The sequence below is a fragment of the Paenibacillus sp. V4I9 genome, from assembly GCF_030817295.1.
In the GTDB taxonomy this organism is placed as follows: Bacteria; Bacillota; Bacilli; order Paenibacillales; family NBRC-103111; genus Paenibacillus_E.
The window spans coordinates 4,641,118-4,660,433 of sequence record NZ_JAUSZE010000001.1; the positions used below are offsets into that span (position 1 = coordinate 4,641,118).

Genomic DNA, 19,316 nt, shown 5'->3' on the forward strand with positions numbered 1-19,316 from the left:
ACCCACTGCGTAAGCGATATCTTAGAAGCCTAACCAAGTTGGGAATCCAGGAAGCGACCCATCCAATCCATTCACATACAGCGAATACACCCCGTAGGAAAATGCAGCTGAGATCAAAAGTGAAACCCAAACTCTACCTTTTTGCATCGTTTGGAACCCAATCATTAAAAAGAGAAACGTGGAGATGACGAATCCGATATCTTCCAGAAATAACGCATATAGGACTGCTGAAACGAAAATGATACCAAATCTTTTGTAATCCAAATTTTCTTTATGCTTTTGCGTTTGCTGCTTGCGGAATGTATCGTAAATGAGACGAATGCTCATTAATGCTAGGAAAGACCCCAGCATCATTGGGAATATATTTGCGCCTACATTACTGCCATATGCACTTGTTGAAATGCTCCTGCTGCCGATCACAAATGTGGTGCCGATAGCGAAAAAAACGATACCTGCATAACGGTCAAACATGGTATTCATATGCCTTCTCAACCTCCCGCCCTTCGTGCATGGGAAGAAGTCAAATTCGCTTCTCCCCAGCATCCAAAGGCTCTCTTATTTCTGCATACCCAAAGCTGTCAACATATCTTTCAATTGCGTTTCTTGCTGACCTAGGAAAGCTTTGAAATCATCCGCTTTTTTATAATCTGTTTCCCAGTTGTTTGCTGTCATTTCTTTTTTCCATGTATCGGAATCAACCATTTTCTTGATCGTATCTTCCCAGAACTTTTTCGCCCCAGCGTCCATATTCTTAGGTCCGAAGAAGCCGCGCCAGATTAAGAACTCAGCGTCAACACCTTGCTCTTTCATCGTTGGAACATCTTTCATGCTGCCACCAAGTCGTTGCGGAGATGCCACAGCTAGCACTCTGATTTTGCCAGCTTTCACATACTGATCCAAGGAAGATGCATCAGTTCCAAGCACATCCGCATTACCACCGAGCAATGCTGTTACCGCTTCCCCGCCGCCATCATAGGATACATATTTCACCTTTTTCGGGTCGATACCGTATTTAAAGGCAGGAAGAATGGAAACCAGATGATCCATGGAGCCTGGTGCAGAACCACCAGCAACCGTCAGTTTCGTAGGATCCGCTTTCATATCATCCAACAGTGATTTCAAATCTTTATATTTTGAGTTTGCCGCAACCGCAACTGCGCCATAATCCTTCGTCAATTGAGCAAGTGGCGTTGTATCTGTATAACCGTATGGCGTGTTGCCTTCTTTTTTCAGATGGTTAATAAGAATAGGCGGTGAGCTAACGAACAATTTGTAATTGTCTTTCACATCTTTCGTAGCATATTCCGCCATGAAGACGGTACCGCCTCCACCCGGCTTATTTTCAACCGAAATCGGCTTATCAAGTGCTTTCGTTTCCGACAATACTTTGGCAATCGTACGAGCCGTCATATCCCAACCGCCGCCTGCACCGGATGGCGCGATGATGCTCAGCGCTTTTTCTGGATATTTGGATGCCGCTTGTGCTGGTGCTGTTGTTTCTTTGGCCTTGTCACCCGTTGCGTCTGTTGGTTTAGCTGCCCCATTTCCGCATGCTGCCAAGGAGATTGCTAATAAACTGATCGATGTTACTTTCAAAGATGCTGCTAAGACATTTTTTATCAAATGAAACCCCTCCAACTTTTTGGTGTTATATGTGAATCCGCTTTCTTTGAAGCGCTTTCAGAATATCACCTGAATAGAAATTTGAGAAGTTTAACAAGATTAATTATAATAACATCGTTTTGGGCATTTTGTTCATATTGTTCACGACGGCTCCAACGCGTTTTCCCTCTAAATGAGAGCGCTTTATGATACAATACTAGCAAAAACGGGGGGCTTTAACTCGGAATGAGGCTGCAAACCAAGCTAATCTTGATTATTTGTTCACTGCTTGTCTTCATCATCCTAAGTCTAGGCGGCATTTTCTATTACCTGATGACTTCCGCCCTTGAGGATCAGATTGGTACACGCGCCTTGAAGGTAGCGGAAACCGTGGCTAGTATGCCAGAAATAAGGCATGCCTTTCAATTAAATGACCCCTCGGCCGTCATTCAACCCATTGCGGAGTCGGTTCGTGAGAAAATAGCTGCGGAATACATCGTTGTTGGGAACCGCGAAGGTATCCGTTATTCGCATCCCCTGCCTGATCGAATAGGCAAAGAAATGGTCGGTGGAGACAACGGTCCCGTTCTCGAGGGGCAATCCATTATTTCTAAGGCTATAGGGTCTCTGGGTCCCTCACTCCGCGGCAAAGCTCCGGTATTTGGCGACAATGGTCAAGTGATTGGTATCGTATCCGTCGGCTTCCTGACTGAGGACATTGCACGAATTACCACTGCGTATCAAACACGAATTGAGATGATCTCTTTCATTGTTCTGCTCATTGGACTTGTCGGTTCTGTCCTCATCGCCAATAACGTCCGACGTTCCATTCATGGCTTAGAGCCCAAGGAAATCGGCGCATTATATACCGAAAAGAAGGCGATTCTAGAGTCCATACGCGAAGGCATCATTGCGGTAAACCGTGAGGGTATTATTACGATGGCAAATCGCTATGCGCTTCAGCTGCTGCAGCTGCCTGTCACAGCAAAGATTACTGGAAGACATATTGAGGACATGATACCGAATACGAGATTGTATGAAGTCGTTCGTTCGGGTAAAGCTGAATTTGACCATGAAATGCTTATTGGCGACCATGAGGTTATTGTGAATCGGGTACCGATTATTGAGCGAAAATTAGGCGTGACCGGTGCAGTTTCAAGCTTTCGCAGCAAATCAGAGCTGTATCGATTGGCCGAAGAACTGTCTCAGGTCAAACGCTTTGCAGAGGCGCTTCGCGCACAAACGCATGAATTTTCGAACAAGCTATATGTGATATCTGGATTAATCCAACTGGAATCGTATCAAGAAGCTGTCGAACTTATCTCACGGGAGGCCGATGTGCATCAGAATTGGGTACAATTCATTATGCGAGAAATCCCAGATCCCATGATTGGCGGGCTGCTCATTGGTAAATTTAACCATGCGCAAGAATTAAAGATAACGTTCGAAATCGATCACGAAAGCTCATTCAGCGACATCCCAGCTCAAATTGATCGAAATATGCTCGTCACCATCATTGGTAATCTCGTTGACAATGCCATGGAAGCTGTACTTGCTGGTGGCGATCAGACGGAACCGTATGTGAAATTATTTCTAACCGACCTCGGTGAGGATCTTATTATCGAATGTGAAGATCGAGGCGTAGGAATTCCTGAGGAAACGAGTATGGCTGTATTTGAAAAAGGCTTTTCGACCAAAGAAGGGGAACACCGCGGCATTGGACTCGCTTTGGTCCAGCATGCTGTCGGAAAGTTGAGTGGGTACATTACGTTTCATAAAAATCCCGCAGGCGGCACAATTTTCACCGTTGCGATTCCCAAGATCCCTGATCTCAAAGAAAGGAGTCTGCCCCATGGAACACCAGAATCAAACTGTTGAAGTATTAATTGTAGAAGACGATGTGAAAATTGCCGAGATTAACAGACGATTCATAGAAAAAGTAGATGGATTCCACGTTGTCGGTATCGCCACGGATCTAGGTCAAGCCAAGGAACAGTTGGAAATTCTGACTCCGAATCTCGTCCTACTCGACGTCTATTTACCAGGCGCCAACGGCTTAGAGATGCTTTCCTTTATTCGGCAGCATTACCGGGAAACAGACGTCATTATGATCACAGCTGCCAAAGAAATAGACGCCATTCGGGATGCTATACGGAGCGGTGCGTTTGATTATATCATCAAGCCGCTCGTCTTTAATCGGCTTCAAGAAACGCTAGTGCGCTATCTGGATTTCCATCGTGAACTAAGTCGGATGAACCAAAGCGGCATGATCAATCAGAGCGATGTTGATCGGCTTATGTCAGGAACTTCCAAGAAAGAAAACAACTTGGACACCTCTTTCCTGCCCAAAGGGATTGATAAGCTAACGTTGGTAAAAATCGTACAAGCGATTTCTAGCGCATCCGGCGGCTTGACCGCTGATCAGATCGCCAAAGAAATCGGTGTCAGCCGCTCCACCGGCCGCCGCTACCTCGAGCACTTAGTCAGCTCAGGCGATTTATACGCCGACCTGTCTTACGGTGTGGTCGGTCGTCCGGAGCGGGTTTACCGGAGGAAAAACGCTTGATTGATAGAGTTATGCACACTAGACCGTGGTGTATCGCCGAAAACTAGCGTTGACATTAAACAAATTTCAGGCAAATACTCCTAACTAGGATCTGAACGTCCTTTTCTGACTTCTCAGCTGGAGATAGTTAGTTCTTCACTTTGAGAGGACGTTTTTGGTCCTCACAGCTCGATTTCCAGACCAATAATCCTACATTAAACCTCAAACACGCAAAACCTCAAAACCTACGGCTTTAATCGCCATTTCGGCACTTTCAGCTTTACAACAAAGTTTACTCACCTCTGAGAAGACCTTTTTGGTCCTCTCATCCCAATTTTCAGTCCAATACACCCCCACCTAGGATCTGAAACGATAAAATCTCCAAACAAAAACGCCGGCCTAACCAACCGGCGTATCTTAAGTCATACCTCGTGACGCTCCACAATCCCGTCCATGCCGTCCGGGATGCGGATCTCCACATCCACGCTGCGCGGCGCCCAAACCTGCAGCCGCATCACGCGTCCGTCCTCCTCGAGTCGCCAAGCGACATCGATCCGTCCCTCCTGCGGCAGTGGAACAGTGCCCCTCGCCCACTGCAAATCCGCAGGCTGCGGGGCAACAACGACCTTCCGCCAGCCTTTGTCGGCGGGAGTGACACCAAGCACATGCGCGCCTAAGAAATAGCCCGGCGCTGCCGACCACGCATGACAGTGACTTCGCGTCAGCATGTCAGGGTTCGCTCTATTTTCCGCGAAATTCGGGTACATTTCCCAGCAGGTCGTGGCGTCATATTCAATCATTTGCCCAAAATGCTGCCGCATATCTGTGATCATACGATCAATACCGATGCGGCCCATTTTCGCGAGAGCCTCATAATAAAAGAAGGACATAAACGGACTCCCGATTTGAACAAAATCCGGCGGCGGAGCAAACAAATATATCTTCATCTGCTCTGCACGTTCGCCCTCAGCGACACCACATAAGTAGGCAATAACCTGCGTCTGCATACTAAAAACAGTCGAAGCTCGGCCATTCGCATGGATACAATCCAAGTATGCACTGCGCTCCTCACTCCATAAATGCTTGTTAATTGCTTGGCTCAGACGAAGCGCTTTCCCTTCATATTCTGCTGCTTCTTCCACATCGCCAACGACTTTCGCCAACTCTGCCGCGCTTCGCAGCGTTTTGACTAGAATCATATTCTGGTGGGTGACCACCCCATTATTCGGCTGATCAATCGGTGCCCAGTCCAGCAAGTTCCAGCCTTTTATAAACAACAATCCACGATCATCCAATTTTTGTTCATAATGCTCAAGGGTATAACGAATATGCGGCCATAAGTCTCTCGCAAAAACCTCATCGCCTGTATGCTCGTAATATTCAAAGCTGGCCAACACCCAGAAAAACGTCCAGTTCGGAATGACGCTGCTCCACCCACTAGGAACCTGATCCACATATAACGGTGTTTGTGTGCTGGAACCAGGCACTAACCGCAAACACCGCTCGACTATCTCCGTAGCTCCGAACACGTAATAATTGACTAATGCCTCGTTCCGGCTGTCCCCAACCCAGAAAACCTGTTCATAAGCTGGACAATCTACGAATGTATCTTCCATACAAAGTCGGGTTGTGTGTTTACTAATCTGCCATATATCGTTCAAAAGCGCATCAGAACTCTGGAACTTGCCTATCTCGGCTATGGGATAATTACTTTGCTGCACCTGTACGCCATACATTTTGACTGCTCTTGCAGCATTCCTTACCGTAACCATCAAATATCGGAATCCTCTCCTCACATAAGAGGTATACGATTGAAGTCCTTCCGAACACGTATAACGCAGCGTATTATCTAAATCGAATGTGTCTTGACGCCACCCGTCGCGCATGTATTCATAGCCATAGAAATCAAGTATGGTTCCTTCAGCGGCATCTACTTCAAATTGTATAAAGCCAGATAACTCACGGCCAAAATCAAGGATAAATTCCGTATCCGCACCCTCATATCTCGGCAATATTGCAGGATTCACACTTGGGATAACTGCCTGCTGCAAAGGGTAAGGAACAGCTTGCGCCAGCGCTTCTTTTTTCCAGACACTAAGTGCAAAGATAGAATCCCTGCTCACCAATTCCAGTGGGAAAGGCCGAATCCAATCCGTATAGCGACTCAGGTCATTAGCAGTAGAAAGACTCCGAATCTCCACATACGTGTTAAAAGCGGGATAGGTATCGGCTTCCAATTCATTCTTTCGATCATCACCCGTTGAAGAAGACCCAAATCCTTCATATGGGTGCAAAGTATCACTGCTTTCCTGGTGATCAATGCATTCAAAAGCTGCAAAAGGACCAATTGAAATAAATGGTGACGTATCGATGCCTGCCTCCCCTAAAGGAGAAACGACCTCAAAATAAGCATCGCAATCAATGCCCAACTGCAGCGTTCGGCCATGATCAACGCCAGTCGTCTCCAACAAGATGAGATTGTCTCCAGCCTTCAGTTCTATCTCAGCATACCTTTCCGGCAATACACCCGTGTAACGCTCCGGTTCTAGCCACTCTCCATTCACGCTGCATCCCTTCACAGTGCTCGGCTGTACGATTCCTAACACAGCTTTTACTGCCTTCTCGGTTCTCACTACCGTTGCCATATACCCAGCAAAACCCACTGGATTCGCATGATTCACACTCTCTGGCACCATTTGATTACGGACATCAATCGAGGCAGTCCATGCAACGGGCTTTACCTGATGGAGGGATTCGATACGAACCGGCCACACGAGTTCCTCAGTAAGGAATGGAATATCTCTCGGCACAAGACTGCTCCACGGCTCTATACCAACAGCTCCAACGATAGTGGCTTGACCCCATGCAGAATCATCGTAATCTGGCAAATACCAATCCATTGGCCAAGCGCTTGCATCCATCCGCTCAGCAAAGCCTTGCTGACACGACATCCGCCCAGAGCGGCTATCATACCCAAGATGCAGCGAGGTTTTCCAGCTTTCGTCCGTCACCAGCTCTACGACAGAATGACCCTCACGCTCACTCTCTACTTGCACTAACAAACCGCCGCGTCCGCGCAAATAATAGAAATTGGACATACCGAAATGGAGCACCATGACCCCAATCACATTAGGTCGTCCTTTATGCAGCAAGTGTCCAATATCATAAGTATCATAAGACTGCTCGAAAGGCCATGAACGAACAGGACCTCGTCCCACTTTGATTCCATTCACATATAAAGCGTAGCGCGAATCAGCAGTAATGGATATCTTTGCTGCTCCCCAGCCTTCAGCGCCCACATTGAATGTCTTTCTGAAACACCGCCACTCATTTCTTGGACTTGCTTCACCATTCCCCCAAACCCATTGAGCTTGCCAGTCAGTTTTTAATTGTCTCATTTCAGCTGCCTCCACCAAAAATAATGATTGTTACTTCAATGCCTTTATTTTATGATGAGAGCGTACTCATTTTTAGGGTTAATTCCGACATTCATTAGGGTCTTAATTGACATTAGAGGAGTAAAACGAGATGACGATTAAACGAAGCATTATCGAAACGCCCGGCGATCAATTTTTCCTCCCAGAACTTCCGCTTTACGTCAACCGAGTTCACGAATCATTTGAAATGCTGCAGCATACGCATGATTTTATTGAAATTAGCTATGTAGCTGAGGGCAGTGGTGCACATTACATCGACAATATCTCATTACCCGTATCCAAAGGAGATCTCTTTTTCATTCCGGTTGGCGTCTCCCATGTGTTTCGCCCATCATCTACTGCTCAGAAAAAAAACCTTGTGGTTTACAATTGCATTTTTACCCAGGAATGGTTGAATCAGTTATTTTACTCGCAATGGCATGGAAGTAACGATGACTTCAACGTCCTATTTATGCAGGCAACCGAACACTCTACTTGGCTCTCTTTTAAAGAGCGCAATGGGGAATTCCAGCCTCTTTTTGAACGTTTGCACTTCGAATATAACGCCCATCGAAGCGGTTTTATGACGATTTTACAAACTTGTGTGGAACAGCTTCTTGTTTACATGTATCGCTCCAAAATGGATTTCACATCGGAATCGTCCAAAGCGAGCCTACAGGACTTAGATAGTCTCCTCGCCCATATTCGCGGGCATTGCAGCAGCCCAATATCGCTCACGGAAGCTGCCGCCAGATTGACCATCAGCGAGCGTCAGCTTCATCGCCAGCTTAAAAAGCATACGGGAATGTCCTTCATGGAGTACGTACAGCACGCACGAATTGAAGCCTGTTGTCAGCAATTACGAGCGAACGATCACAAGATCAGTGATGTCGCCGCAAGTGTCGGCTATCAGGATATGAAATTTTTTAATTATCTATTTAAAAAGCTGACCGGTGTCACCCCCAGCCAGTTCCGACAGCAGAATAGTTAAACAAAAAATGCCCCTCCATCACGAAGATGTGAGAGGCATTTCATTTTAAAGGCCTAACATAAATTGCAAGGTTTTATCGCTGAAGCCAGGTAAACCTTCATGACCATAATCCGGGTACAACTCAAACTGCTTTTTCGACTTGATTTTGTTATAAGCAGCAAACTGCGTGGAAGGCGGGCATACGGTGTCGCTAAGACCAACGGCCATCAGTACTTCACCTTGGATGCGATTTGCCAGATTCTGAATGTCAATATAGCCAAGCTTCGTGAATATTTCATCTTCGCGTTTGTGCTGTGGATCGTGACGGCGGAAGAAGTCCTTCAGTTCCTGATAGGCATCCTTCGCCAAATCCATTTCCCAAACACGCTTGTAATCGCTTAGGAATGGATAAACTGGCGCTAACCGCTTAATGCGAGGCTCCAGTGCAGCACAAGCGATCGTCAAAGCGCCCCCTTGAGAGCCACCCAATGCGCCTACACGCTCGGGATCAACCTCTGGCATGCTCATCGCAATGCCGGCGAGTTGAGCCGTATCTAAGAAAATATCCCTGTACAGCAATTGATCAGGGTGATCATCTAAGCCGCGAACGATATGTCCGCGAAGCGTCGTCCCCTTTACACCACCCGCATCTTCCGATAAACCGCCTTGACCACGGCAATCCAAGGAAAATAACGAGTAGCCTAGAGCGGCATACGGTAATTTATTTGACCAATCGCCAGAGCTACCGGAGTAACCATGGAATTCAACGATAGCAGGATGCGGCTTATCTGCGTGTTTAGGACGAACATATTTGGCATAAATACGAGCCCCTTTGACACCTGTAAAATAGAGATCAAAACATTCGGCGTAAGGCACTTGAAATTCACTCGGACGAAGTTCGATTTGGGGATCGACAGCCTTCATTTCAGCAATTGCCCGCTCCCAATAAGAATCGAAATCTTCAGGGCGGGGATTACGTCCTTCATAAGTAAGTAGCTTGTCTAATGGAAAATCAAATAATGGCATGTCAAATCCTCTTTTCTTTTATTTTCAAGCGACCGTATAGGTAGTGAAATCAACAGCTTCGCCATTCACAAGTCTGATGATCTTCCTGTCACTATATAAGCCACTGCTTAAAGCCATCATTTCATCTTTCAAAGTCGTATAGGTGATTTGCAAATCGCCCTGGCTGGACAAGGTATAAACGGGTTGTTTCTGCTTCATCACATTCGCAAATTGCTGTATATCCCTGATCTGAAGGGTCTCAGCTGTTTTCTGGTCGATGCACTCGACAACTACGGAATTCGTTTTTCCTTTGCTTGTGACAACGGATCGATCTTCACGCAATTCTCTTAGAAAGGACTGCTGTACATAAACAGCCATGTAAACATGACCACACAATCCAAAAAGTCCATTCGGTTCCTCAATCCAATCTCCTACAGGCAGACATCCCATAATGAATTCAGGCTGACCATCTGGAATTTGATAGGAAGCGATCAATGCATTTTGATGAAAAAGCACTTCGGAATACTCACTTTGATGACGTAAATCTCCTTCTGCATAGCCTTGACCTGGGTGAAAAAAATACAAATGATTTACACCTTGGACCGTATCTAACGGAAGTCCTACATCCCAGCGATGTTGCTCATTATCAAACTCCTGTACGCGTTCCCACATACCGCCTATTGCAAAGTTTTCTGTGATATATACATAACTGTGCAGCACATCGTAATCGTTAATAGCTAAAGCTGCTTGTTTGGGAACTCTGCGAGTAACTTCTACCGGAGCCCCACGTTGTAAGGCCGTACGCTTGACTTCTGACGAAGCTTCATAGGCAATAAAACCTGCATACTCGGTTCGAGGCATGTAATCAGCCAATGTGAAATCGCCAAACTGGACATAATCGTGCAGCACATTGGTGTCCTTCGGCATATCATGCGGCCATATCCGCGAATGCGGGCCCACCCATGCCCCTCCCAGATAATACGTCGAGCGAACCTCCCAGAGGTAGTCCAATAAATGAGCTAATTCGGCTTTGATTTCTGCATCCTTCATAAGCTCCCAAGCGCACGTAAAAGCCTGCACCCAGTGCCAGAACCAAGGTAACCCTCCATACTCCGACATGCCTATCGAAGTAACCCGATCCAGCGTACTTCGCAAGCATTGGCAGCCATCCTCAAGCAATGCCTTATCCTCATAAAGCTGTCCGAAAATAAGCTTAGCTGCTGTGTATTTCGCTTCATGATGGTTGTAATGCTCAGATGGTTTACGATAAAAGTTGCTTCTATAAATATGCAGCAGCGCTAAAGCAAATAAGTTTCGCAATGATTCACTCAAATTGTCTGAATAGCGTTGATAGAAATAAACCATCAGACTTCCCATTAATTCAACAGGAAGTGTATTTTTCGGTGCTTCTTGTGGAGTAGGTCTTAGATGTAAGGGCCAATGACCATAGGTTACACTCTCTTCATTCTGGTCCTGGAGTTCCAGTACATGAAGCAGGATGCCCTCAGCCTTGAGCTTAGCCTGTACACGATCCCCGTTAAATGGGATAGCTTCCTCCTGAGAAGCGGCAAATAAATAAGAAGCATAGTAAAAATTATCTCGGATATCGTGATGATATAATAATCCGCTGCTCTGAAGAGGCTGTTTGAATGCCGCTGCGGCAATTTTGCTCAAGACTTCATATTGGCGTTGTTGCAAATTTGTCAATTTTGTACACTCCTTATCAAAAACTTAAAAAATGCAGTTTTTCACGCTAATTAAGCGCTATCTTTCTAAATTGAAACGGTTAACCTCAGTTTATATGTAAATAATTGGAGCGTCAATGCAAAGTGAGGATTCGTTTTCCATATTTTAAATGTTGCATCCTCTTGCAATTTCTTATAAAATGATCTACCGTTGGTCAAAATATAAAATCACCAATATTTGCATGGAATAGGAGGTATTCATCCTGATTCATATCGAAAATTTACAAAAAGTATATGAGGATATACCGGGACGTGTACCGGCCATCCAGCAGATCCATTTACATATCGATCGCGGAGAAATATTCGGCATTATCGGACACTCCGGTGCAGGAAAGAGTACTTTACTGCGATGTGTAAATCTACTGGAGCGACCATCCTCTGGCAGCATTCACATTGATGGTGAAGAAATGACAAAGTTGGATTCTCGCCAGCTGCAAACGAAACGCCGCAAAATCGGGATGATTTTCCAACATTTCAATCTCCTCTCTTCCTCTACCGTTGCTGAAAATATTGCCTTTCCTCTGAAATTGGCTGGGATGGGGCAAGGGGCGATTCAAGCGAGAATCAAGGAGCTGCTCGATTTAGTCGGTCTCCAGGAACACGCGTATAAGTACCCAAGCCAGCTCTCAGGCGGGCAGAAGCAGCGTGTCGGTATTGCAAGAGCTTTGGCCAATCATCCGGATATTCTACTCTGCGACGAAGCGACCTCAGCGCTTGATCCTCAAACAACGAATGCAATTCTTGCGCTGCTGCTCGATATCAATCGAAAGCTTGGCATTACGATCCTGCTCATCACACATGAGATGCAGGTCATTCGTGAGATCTGTGACCGTGTAGCTGTTATGGAGAAAGGCTTGATTGTTGAAACCGGGAAAGTACTTGACGTATTCCTGAAGCCTCAGCATACGGTAACGAAGGAATTCGTCGGACAAGTTTCGGATTTCGCACAAAGTCCAGACCAGGATCCGATGGTGAAGCTGGGGGAAAAGCACGGAACGGTGATCCGAATTACCTACATCGGTGCCAAAACCTATGAACCGATCTTGTTCGAAACCGTCAAGTCGACGAATGTGTCCTTTGCTATCCTTCAGGGTACTATTTCTTCTATGAAAAGTGTCCCTTACGGTCAATTGGTTGTGGAATTAACAGGCGGACACCAAGAAGAAATCGATTCTGTGATTGCCAAACTTGTGCAAGAAGGAATCGACGTGGAGGTTCTCAACCAATGAATATGACCTGGGATATTAACTGGTCCGAAATTACGAAAGCAACTGGTGATACACTCGTAATGCTGGGTTGGTCGCTCTTATTCACTGTCATTATCGGCATGGCACTGGGCATCATTTTATTTCTTACTTCCAAAGGGCAGCTGCTGCAAAATCTGCCGCTTTACGGAGTGCTCTCGCTGATCGTGAACATCCTGCGCTCCGTGCCTTTCGTGATTCTGATGATCTCGGTTTTTCCGATCACGAAGGCCATCGTGCATACAACCATCGGCGTACAAGGCGCGATCCCGCCTCTTGTTATCGCAGCCGCGCCGTTTCTCGCGCGGCTTGTTGAAACCGCGCTGCGCGAGATCGACAGCGGCGTTATTGAAGCCGCGCAGTCAATGGGCGCTACGCCGTGGCAAATCGTCTGGCGCGTCCTGATGCCGGAAGCGCGCCCAGGTCTGATTTCAGCCGTCACCGTGACAGCTGTTGCCCTGCTCTCCTACTCCGCAATGTCAGGTGTAGTTGGCGGCGGCGGCCTTGGGGATCTCTCGCTTCGCTACGGCTACATGCGGTTCCGTACAGATATCATGATCGTGACCGTTGTCATTCTCGTTCTATTCGTTCAGCTCTTACAAATGCTAGGAGACCGTTTGGTCGCCAAATTTAACCGCAAATAAAACACATTATCTTGGAGGTAATCTCATCATGAAGAAACTTACGCTATCTTTAATGGCTCTATTCGTTGTGCTTGCTCTTGCAGCATGCGGACAGAAAGCTGCTGAAACGCCTGCAAGTTCGGCACCTGCTGCCTCTGCTACTCCGGCTGCTGCAAAAGAAGTTACACTTAAAATCGGTGCATCTTCCGTCCCTCATGCCGAAATTTTGAATAGTTTGAAAGATAAATTGAAAACACAAGGCGTTAAGCTTGAAGTTATTGAGTTTAACGATTATGTTCAACCGAACGTACAAGTGTTTGAAAAACAATTGGACGCTAACTTTTTCCAACATCAGCCTTACCTGGATCAATATAACCTAGATAAAAAACAAAACCTCGTTAAAGTAGTTGGCGTTCACATCGAACCGTTCGGCGCTTACTCCCAAAAAGTGAAATCCGCTGCAGAATTGAAAGATGGCTCTTCGATCGCTATTCCTAACGATCCTTCTAACGCCGGCCGTGCGCTTGCGTTGATGGAGAAAAACGGCTTGATTAAACTGAAAGACGGCGTTGGCATCAAAGGTACGGTTCAAGATATCGTGGAAAACAAAAAGAAACTTCAAATCAAAGAATTAGACCCTGCTATGTTGCCACGTACGATCGGTGAGTTTGATTTGGCTCTGATCAATACGAACTACGCACTTCAAGCGAATCTAAATCCGACGAAAGACGCTTTGTTCATCGAGGACAAAAATTCACCTTACGTGAACATCATCGTTTCCCGTCCGGACAATAAGGATTCCGAAGCGATGCAAAAGCTTGCTAAAGAACTGAACTCCGCTGATACAAAAAAGTTCATCGAAGATAAGTACAAAGGTGCTATCGTGCCTGCGTTCTAAGCAAACTTTCGATCCAAACAAAAAGCTGTTCCTTTAGGTCGTTTCAAGACCTTGAGGGACAGCTTTTTTCACAGTTAAGACCCGTAAACCTTCCACGATTCAATCCCTGATGAGAATGTCGATTTCGCTGTGATATTCAATCTGATTTTGGTCGTCGATACCGGAGTAAAGGTCGTCGTATTATACTGATTTGCCGTGACACCTAATCCAGATGGACTTCCCACATTGACCCACGCGTTACCATTCCAGTATTGCAGCGTATAGGATGCAGGAAGGTCGATGCCTTGGTCGTCATCAAACCAATAAATATCTGATCCGGAAATCGTCTTAGCGGTTGTAAAATCTAATTGAACCCACTGCGTAGTTCCCGGATTATCCCAGTTTCCATACACAGCATGCCCTCTGTCATTGGAACTTGTAGGCGTATACCCATCGTTTAAGCCAGCCAGACTCTCCCAAGAAGATACAAACGAGGTCGTAGCTGTCCCTTGAGGAGCTATGTCAACGGGGCCGGCAGCAGTTCCAAGCTGCAATTTCACATCATAAGTGGCAGCTGTTCCAACACTAAGATTAATGCTTGTTTTCGCGCTATTCACAGCAGTTACCGTTCCTACATTTACATTATTGACTAAGATGTCGTAGGAGCCTGCCGCAAGACCGCTAAATGTCACTTTCGTCGTATGAGCTGTACCAGGCGTCAGATTCTTCAACGTAAAGTTGATATTGTTTTTCGCAAGCGCCACAGTAGCTGAGGTATACTGATCCTTTTCCAGCTCCATGGATAGCTTCTGCGTGATTAGATTCAAGCGTTTGAACAAACCATCTTTCGGGGTGATAACATAGCTAGAACCGCTTTGAGTAACATCAGCCCCATAGCCGAACAGTCCGAAAATGGGATCGACAGTGATGTCGCTGCTTAGAATTTTGAGTGCGCCGAACAAACCTAGATCGGCTTCACCGCTCATCCCTCTCCAGCCATTAAACAAAGGTCCACCATCCAGACCGAGGGCTCCATAATTGCCTTTCTCCGCTTGGTAGGTCCAGGAAACGGCACCGATATTGGCAGCATCTGAGGAGATTTGTCCGGAATTAATCGCGCCGACATTGGCAATTTTAGCTGCATAAGACAATCGCTGTTCAACTTCAGGTGTTGTGGAATGGTTCCGAATCCAATCGTCCATGGCATACCCAGCAAGGGATACGGTATATTGGAAATTCCACCAATTCTCGCCTGTAATCGTCACCGGGTCCGCATAGTAATACCAGATCGGCATTTGACCGCGGGCTGCCCGAGTTTTGTTATTAATTTTACTCATCATCGTGGTATTGTTATTCATTTTGGCCAAGGTGTACACGGCTTCTTCCCCCGTATTATCATAGGAGTATTCAGATCCGTACGGGTAGGTCGTGTTTTTGAAATTGTTATATTTCGTTGCCATTTTCGCAATCATATCATTGGCCTGAGTGCTATAGCCCTCATCCTGTAAGGCTTTGATGATATCAGGTGTCGTTAATTCACCCATCAATCCGGTATTCCAGTTATAAGCCACAGGGCCATCATATAAGGTTTTGAAAATGTTATATGCTCTTAGCAAATAGGTGTTTTTAGGCTGCGTGTATGTGATGAGATTCGGGTAAAGCTTCGCGATTTTGTACATGCTGAAATACGTGTTATAAATGTGCGGATAAGCATAGCCGCGGTAGGTAGGCGTATCGTTCGGCTCTGGCATCAGGAAATCATGAACGAGATAATCGCTATGGTTATTTACCATGAGTCGATTCCAGATCGCCGTCTCTAAATATTGATCTACTGCGGTAACCTCAGAAGCTATTGGCGTCAGTGCGTTTTTCTCAGCAAGGAATTGCCCGTGTGTATAGCCCCAATCGTCGCCCCAGCCCCAATACCCGGCAAAGGAACCCCGCTTGGCTTTATTTTGCATCATCCAATCATCGAACACCTTGTCATAAATTTGACCGGGTGCATTCCACTGCGTTTTATTCACCATAAACGTTGCATGTCTTTGTAACGCTGCATCGATAGGTTCAATGGCATAAAATTGCAGTACCGTTTTCTCACCAGTCCCGTAGTTAACGGTAATGTTGTTTGGCCCGAGATGATTTAAATTGAGCTCATAGATCTTATGATCGGTGCCTGTCGTATTCAGATACGTAATCGTTGTTTCAGACGGATACTGCGCTGTAACAGATGTGATCGTTTTGGAAGTATGCAGATCGATCTTCGCCTTCATATTCGTTGCGAACATCATACCTGGTACGGCGGTAACATCGACCATACCTTCCGTATATAATTTATCTTTCATCGCACTTTCATTCGCCACTTTAAAGAATTTAAACGCATACGTTTTGCTTTGATTCGCAGCGAGAATCAGACTCGTATTCGGTAAATATCCACGACTGGTGCTTTTAATCACGTTGGAATGAATATAGAAAACATTTAAGCCCTCTACCCAACCGCCTTGATCCATGGCCCACATGCTGCCCGGATGCTCTTCAATTCTCCAACGATCTTGGTACTCGAAACCGGCTCCTGTTGTTGCGTCCGGCACCATCAGTAAGAATGGACCAATTCCACTTGGACGAGCAGCCGTTATGTAGGAGCTATTATTACCTACATAGGAATGAGTGACTACCCTCGTTTCATAGATCGGATCATTCCCTGCTGTCCAGAATTCATTGAAAGGAAGCGGAAGTCCGACATCCCCGAACTCAATGGACTGTGTACTTGTATTCATAATATTGATGGACCACTGCAAATAATCACTGATTAAAGAGTAGGTCACAACCACTTTAAAATTCTTAATTCCTTCGGCATTCGCTGAATTCTGATACGTGACCGTCACGGTATTGCCGCTCTGTGTAATCGTTCTCCCATCTGCAGATTTATTCGTGTAGGCCTTGGTCCAAGCCCCACTGCCCAACTTGTACGTGAACATCAATTCGCCTAGCCATTCATGATCGGCCGTGTTCTGATTGGGCGCGTTTGTCGCATTCATAACATAGTCCGTGGAGAAAGTGTCTCCTGTTAACTTAAGCGACGTAATCTCACCATTCGTCCCTGTTTGCACATTGAACGTACTGTTCGATAAGGTATTCGCGAACGCCATACCAGGGGAAAAGCACAAACAAACAATGGCAGTCAGAAACATGCTGACGAGTAGAGCAAGAATACTTCTGTTGTATTGAAAGCTTGGCATTCTCATGAATTGCACCTCCATCAAATAGAATTCGTAAAACTATTTTTGAAGCGGTTGACTTTTCATCACCCCCTTTCAGCCATATATCGAGAGACAAGCCTTACTCATTAAATGAAAACGCATACACCTATGGCGATAGAGAATAGACAGAACGCCCCTTACGTTGTCTGTCACTCTATTTTGGCTATTCTTGGATTATCCTTTAATGCCTGTTGTTGCTATTCCCTCAATGAAATACCTCTGTCCAAACAAGAAAACAATTACAGCTGGTATGACCATGATTGCTGTTCCCGCCATAAGCAGGTTCATCGGTGTATTGTTGGCTCCACGAAGTGTGGATAATCCAAGTGACACCGTATATTTATTGGCATCATTCAGATACACAAGCTGACCCAGAAAGTCATTCCATACGCCTACGAATGTGAATAAGAGAACAACGACAATCGCAGGTTTAATGAGAGGAAGAATAATTTTGCGGTAAATGGTAAAATACCCGGCACCATCGATAACAGCTGATTCGTCAAGCTCTTTGGGAATCGTCATTAGAAATTGTCGCAGTAAGAAGATGTTAAAAGCGCCGCCGCCGAAAAAAGCAGGAATGATTAACGGCCAATAGGTATTCGTTAACTGCAATTTGGACCAACCAATGTATGTGGGGACTAAAGTGACAATGCTAGGAAGTAAAATCGTCATGATGATGAGAGAGAACCAGAGGTTTTTAAGCGGAAATTCAAGTCGCGCAAATCCATATGCCGTTAAGCTCGCCGTCAGACCCACACCAACTAACACCGGTATGATGACCACGAACGTATTCAGAAAATATTTCCCGAAATTAACACGTTCCATGACTTCGGTGTAATTATCGATACGGAATGCATTTGGAAACCAGATCGGTGGAAACTCCAAAATCTCTTGCAGGTTGAGTAAGGATGAACGAACAATCCAATACATGGGGAAAAATACGATAAGCGAAAGCAGGAAAAGTACGGCATACGTAACGATTTTGCCTCTGAAACGGTAAGTCATTATTTGTTCCCTCCTTCGTAATGTACCCATCCAGCTGAAGAACGGAATAACAAGTACGTGAAGAATGCAACAATGATGAATAGTACCCAAGCAAGTGCGCAGGCGTAGCCCATATTTTGACGTTGGAACGCTTCTCGATAAATGTAAAAGGCGTAAAATAAAGTTGAGTTACCCGGTCCTCCTTGAGTCATGGCATATGCTTGTGTAAAAGCCGTAATCGAATTCACAAATCCGAGAATGACGTTATAGAAAATGATGGGCGACATGAGCGGAATGGTTACGGAACGTAATTTGTGCCACCAGCCTCCACCATCGATTTCCACAGCTTCGAGTAAATGCGCAGGCACATCTTGCAGGCCTGCAAGAAAAATCACAATGACGTTGCCGGATCCCCATACCGCAATGATAATCATCGAAAGAACAGACGTGTCTGGGCTGTTGACCCACATCAGCTTATCAATCCCAATAAAACTTAAGAGATGATTAATAATGCCGAAATCGGGATTATAGAGCCATAACCAAATGATACTGCTCGCGAGCACCGGAATGATTGATGGTAAGTAGAAAATAGCACGAAAAGCGGCTCGGCCTCTTATTTTCTGATTGAGAAACAACGCGACTACAAAGCAAAACAAGATCGAGGCTGCAACGGAGCCGATGGCATAATAGGCCGTAGCTTTGAGAGAGTCGAAGAAAAAGAGATGCTGCGTGAATATTTGGCGGTAGTTCTCGAAGCCAACCCATTGTTTCGGTTTCAGAATGGTCCAATCCGTAAAGCTTAAATATAAGCTATAGAGCAACGGACCGAGCGTAAAGATGAATAGTCCCAGAATAGCTGGCAGGATGCACAAGTATCCGACAATCACCTGCTGCCGTTTGAGGCTTCTGTAACTGGACTGCTGACCTGTGGACATGAACCTGTACCTCCTATGTGTGGCAAAACTTACATCGTAGCACGCCAGGAACAAGCACTTTGAATACACCTTATTCCTGGGTGCTGTTTGCCTACCTGTTAACTCATTTGATA

At 45.7% G+C, this 19,316-nt stretch carries 14 protein-coding genes; 6 read left to right on the forward strand and 8 right to left on the reverse strand.

The genetic code is table 11. The annotated features are described in order from the left end of the window. Window positions 1-21: 21 nt before the first annotated feature. A complete protein-coding gene (locus QFZ81_RS21910; protein ID WP_307441490.1) occupies window positions 22-480 on the reverse strand; it encodes a tripartite tricarboxylate transporter TctB family protein in 459 nt (152 codons plus the stop codon). A 75-nt stretch (window positions 481-555) separates the two neighbouring features. After that, the gene (locus tag QFZ81_RS21915) at window positions 556-1,623 is read right to left on the reverse strand and encodes a Bug family tripartite tricarboxylate transporter substrate binding protein (RefSeq protein WP_307441489.1); all 1,068 of its coding nucleotides are present in this window, start codon (window positions 1,621-1,623) and stop codon (window positions 556-558) included. 225 nt (window positions 1,624-1,848) lie between these two features. Between QFZ81_RS21915 and QFZ81_RS21920 the strand changes: the two genes are divergently transcribed. Beyond that, complete coding sequence (locus QFZ81_RS21920; RefSeq protein WP_307604686.1) at window positions 1,849-3,480, forward strand: ATP-binding protein; 1,632 nt, start codon at window positions 1,849-1,851, stop codon at window positions 3,478-3,480. After that, window positions 3,455-4,168 (forward strand): DUF977 family protein, encoded by a 714-nt coding sequence (locus tag QFZ81_RS21925; RefSeq protein WP_307604688.1) that lies wholly within the window; start codon window positions 3,455-3,457, stop codon window positions 4,166-4,168. Before QFZ81_RS21920 ends, QFZ81_RS21925 begins: the two co-directional genes overlap by 26 nt. 401 nt (window positions 4,169-4,569) lie before the next feature. Here QFZ81_RS21925 and QFZ81_RS21930 read toward each other — a convergent pair whose 3' ends face one another. Beyond that, window positions 4,570-7,545, reverse strand: a complete 2,976-nt coding sequence (locus QFZ81_RS21930) for a family 78 glycoside hydrolase catalytic domain (RefSeq protein WP_307604690.1) — start codon at window positions 7,543-7,545, stop codon at window positions 4,570-4,572. 130 nt (window positions 7,546-7,675) lie between these two features. Here QFZ81_RS21930 and QFZ81_RS21935 point away from each other — a divergent pair, with 130 nt between their 5' ends. Beyond that, entirely contained in the window at window positions 7,676-8,554 is an 879-nt protein-coding gene (locus QFZ81_RS21935) for a helix-turn-helix domain-containing protein (protein WP_307604692.1), read from the forward strand. Window positions 8,555-8,599: 45 nt separating this feature from the next. Here the strand turns inward: QFZ81_RS21935 and QFZ81_RS21940 are convergent, their stop codons facing one another. Both QFZ81_RS21940 and QFZ81_RS21945 read right to left on the reverse strand, forming a co-directional pair. After that, window positions 8,600-9,559 carry an alpha/beta fold hydrolase gene (locus tag QFZ81_RS21940; protein ID WP_307604694.1) on the reverse strand — a complete coding sequence of 320 codons (960 nt, stop codon included), beginning with the start codon at window positions 9,557-9,559 and terminating at the stop codon, window positions 8,600-8,602. A gap of 24 nt (window positions 9,560-9,583) precedes the next feature. Next, window positions 9,584-11,245: a hypothetical protein gene (locus QFZ81_RS21945; RefSeq protein ID WP_307604696.1), complete on the reverse strand. Its 1,662-nt coding sequence runs from the start codon at window positions 11,243-11,245 to the stop codon at window positions 9,584-9,586. Between the two features lie 241 nt (window positions 11,246-11,486). Between QFZ81_RS21945 and QFZ81_RS21950 the strand changes: the two genes are divergently transcribed. Genes QFZ81_RS21950 through QFZ81_RS21960 form a run of 3 tightly spaced genes read left to right on the forward strand, consistent with a single transcriptional unit; the run spans window position 11,487 to window position 14,048 of the window. Beyond that, window positions 11,487-12,512, forward strand: coding sequence for a methionine ABC transporter ATP-binding protein (locus QFZ81_RS21950; protein WP_307606989.1), 1,026 nt, complete (start codon window positions 11,487-11,489; stop codon window positions 12,510-12,512). After that, window positions 12,509-13,171 (forward strand): methionine ABC transporter permease, encoded by a 663-nt coding sequence (locus QFZ81_RS21955; RefSeq protein WP_373462617.1) that lies wholly within the window; start codon window positions 12,509-12,511, stop codon window positions 13,169-13,171. The genes QFZ81_RS21950 and QFZ81_RS21955 overlap by 4 nt, the downstream gene beginning before the upstream one ends. Before the next feature lie 28 nt (window positions 13,172-13,199). After that, window positions 13,200-14,048 (forward strand): MetQ/NlpA family ABC transporter substrate-binding protein, encoded by an 849-nt coding sequence (locus tag QFZ81_RS21960; protein WP_307604698.1) that lies wholly within the window; start codon window positions 13,200-13,202, stop codon window positions 14,046-14,048. A 74-nt stretch (window positions 14,049-14,122) separates the two neighbouring features. Here QFZ81_RS21960 and QFZ81_RS21970 read toward each other — a convergent pair whose 3' ends face one another. The 3 genes from QFZ81_RS21970 to QFZ81_RS21980 all read right to left on the reverse strand — a co-directional run bounded on the left by QFZ81_RS21970 (window position 14,123) and on the right by QFZ81_RS21980 (window position 19,203). Further along, on the reverse strand, window positions 14,123-17,215 hold the full coding sequence (locus tag QFZ81_RS21970; RefSeq protein ID WP_373463786.1) for a DUF5695 domain-containing protein: 3,093 nt from the start codon (window positions 17,213-17,215) through the stop codon (window positions 14,123-14,125). A 243-nt stretch (window positions 17,216-17,458) separates the two neighbouring features. Next, window positions 17,459-18,289 (reverse strand): carbohydrate ABC transporter permease, encoded by an 831-nt coding sequence (locus QFZ81_RS21975; protein WP_307441472.1) that lies wholly within the window; start codon window positions 18,287-18,289, stop codon window positions 17,459-17,461. Beyond that, window positions 18,289-19,203: a carbohydrate ABC transporter permease gene (locus tag QFZ81_RS21980; RefSeq protein WP_307604700.1), complete on the reverse strand. Its 915-nt coding sequence runs from the start codon at window positions 19,201-19,203 to the stop codon at window positions 18,289-18,291. Before QFZ81_RS21980 ends, QFZ81_RS21975 begins: the two co-directional genes overlap by 1 nt. Window positions 19,204-19,316 lie beyond the last annotated feature (113 nt).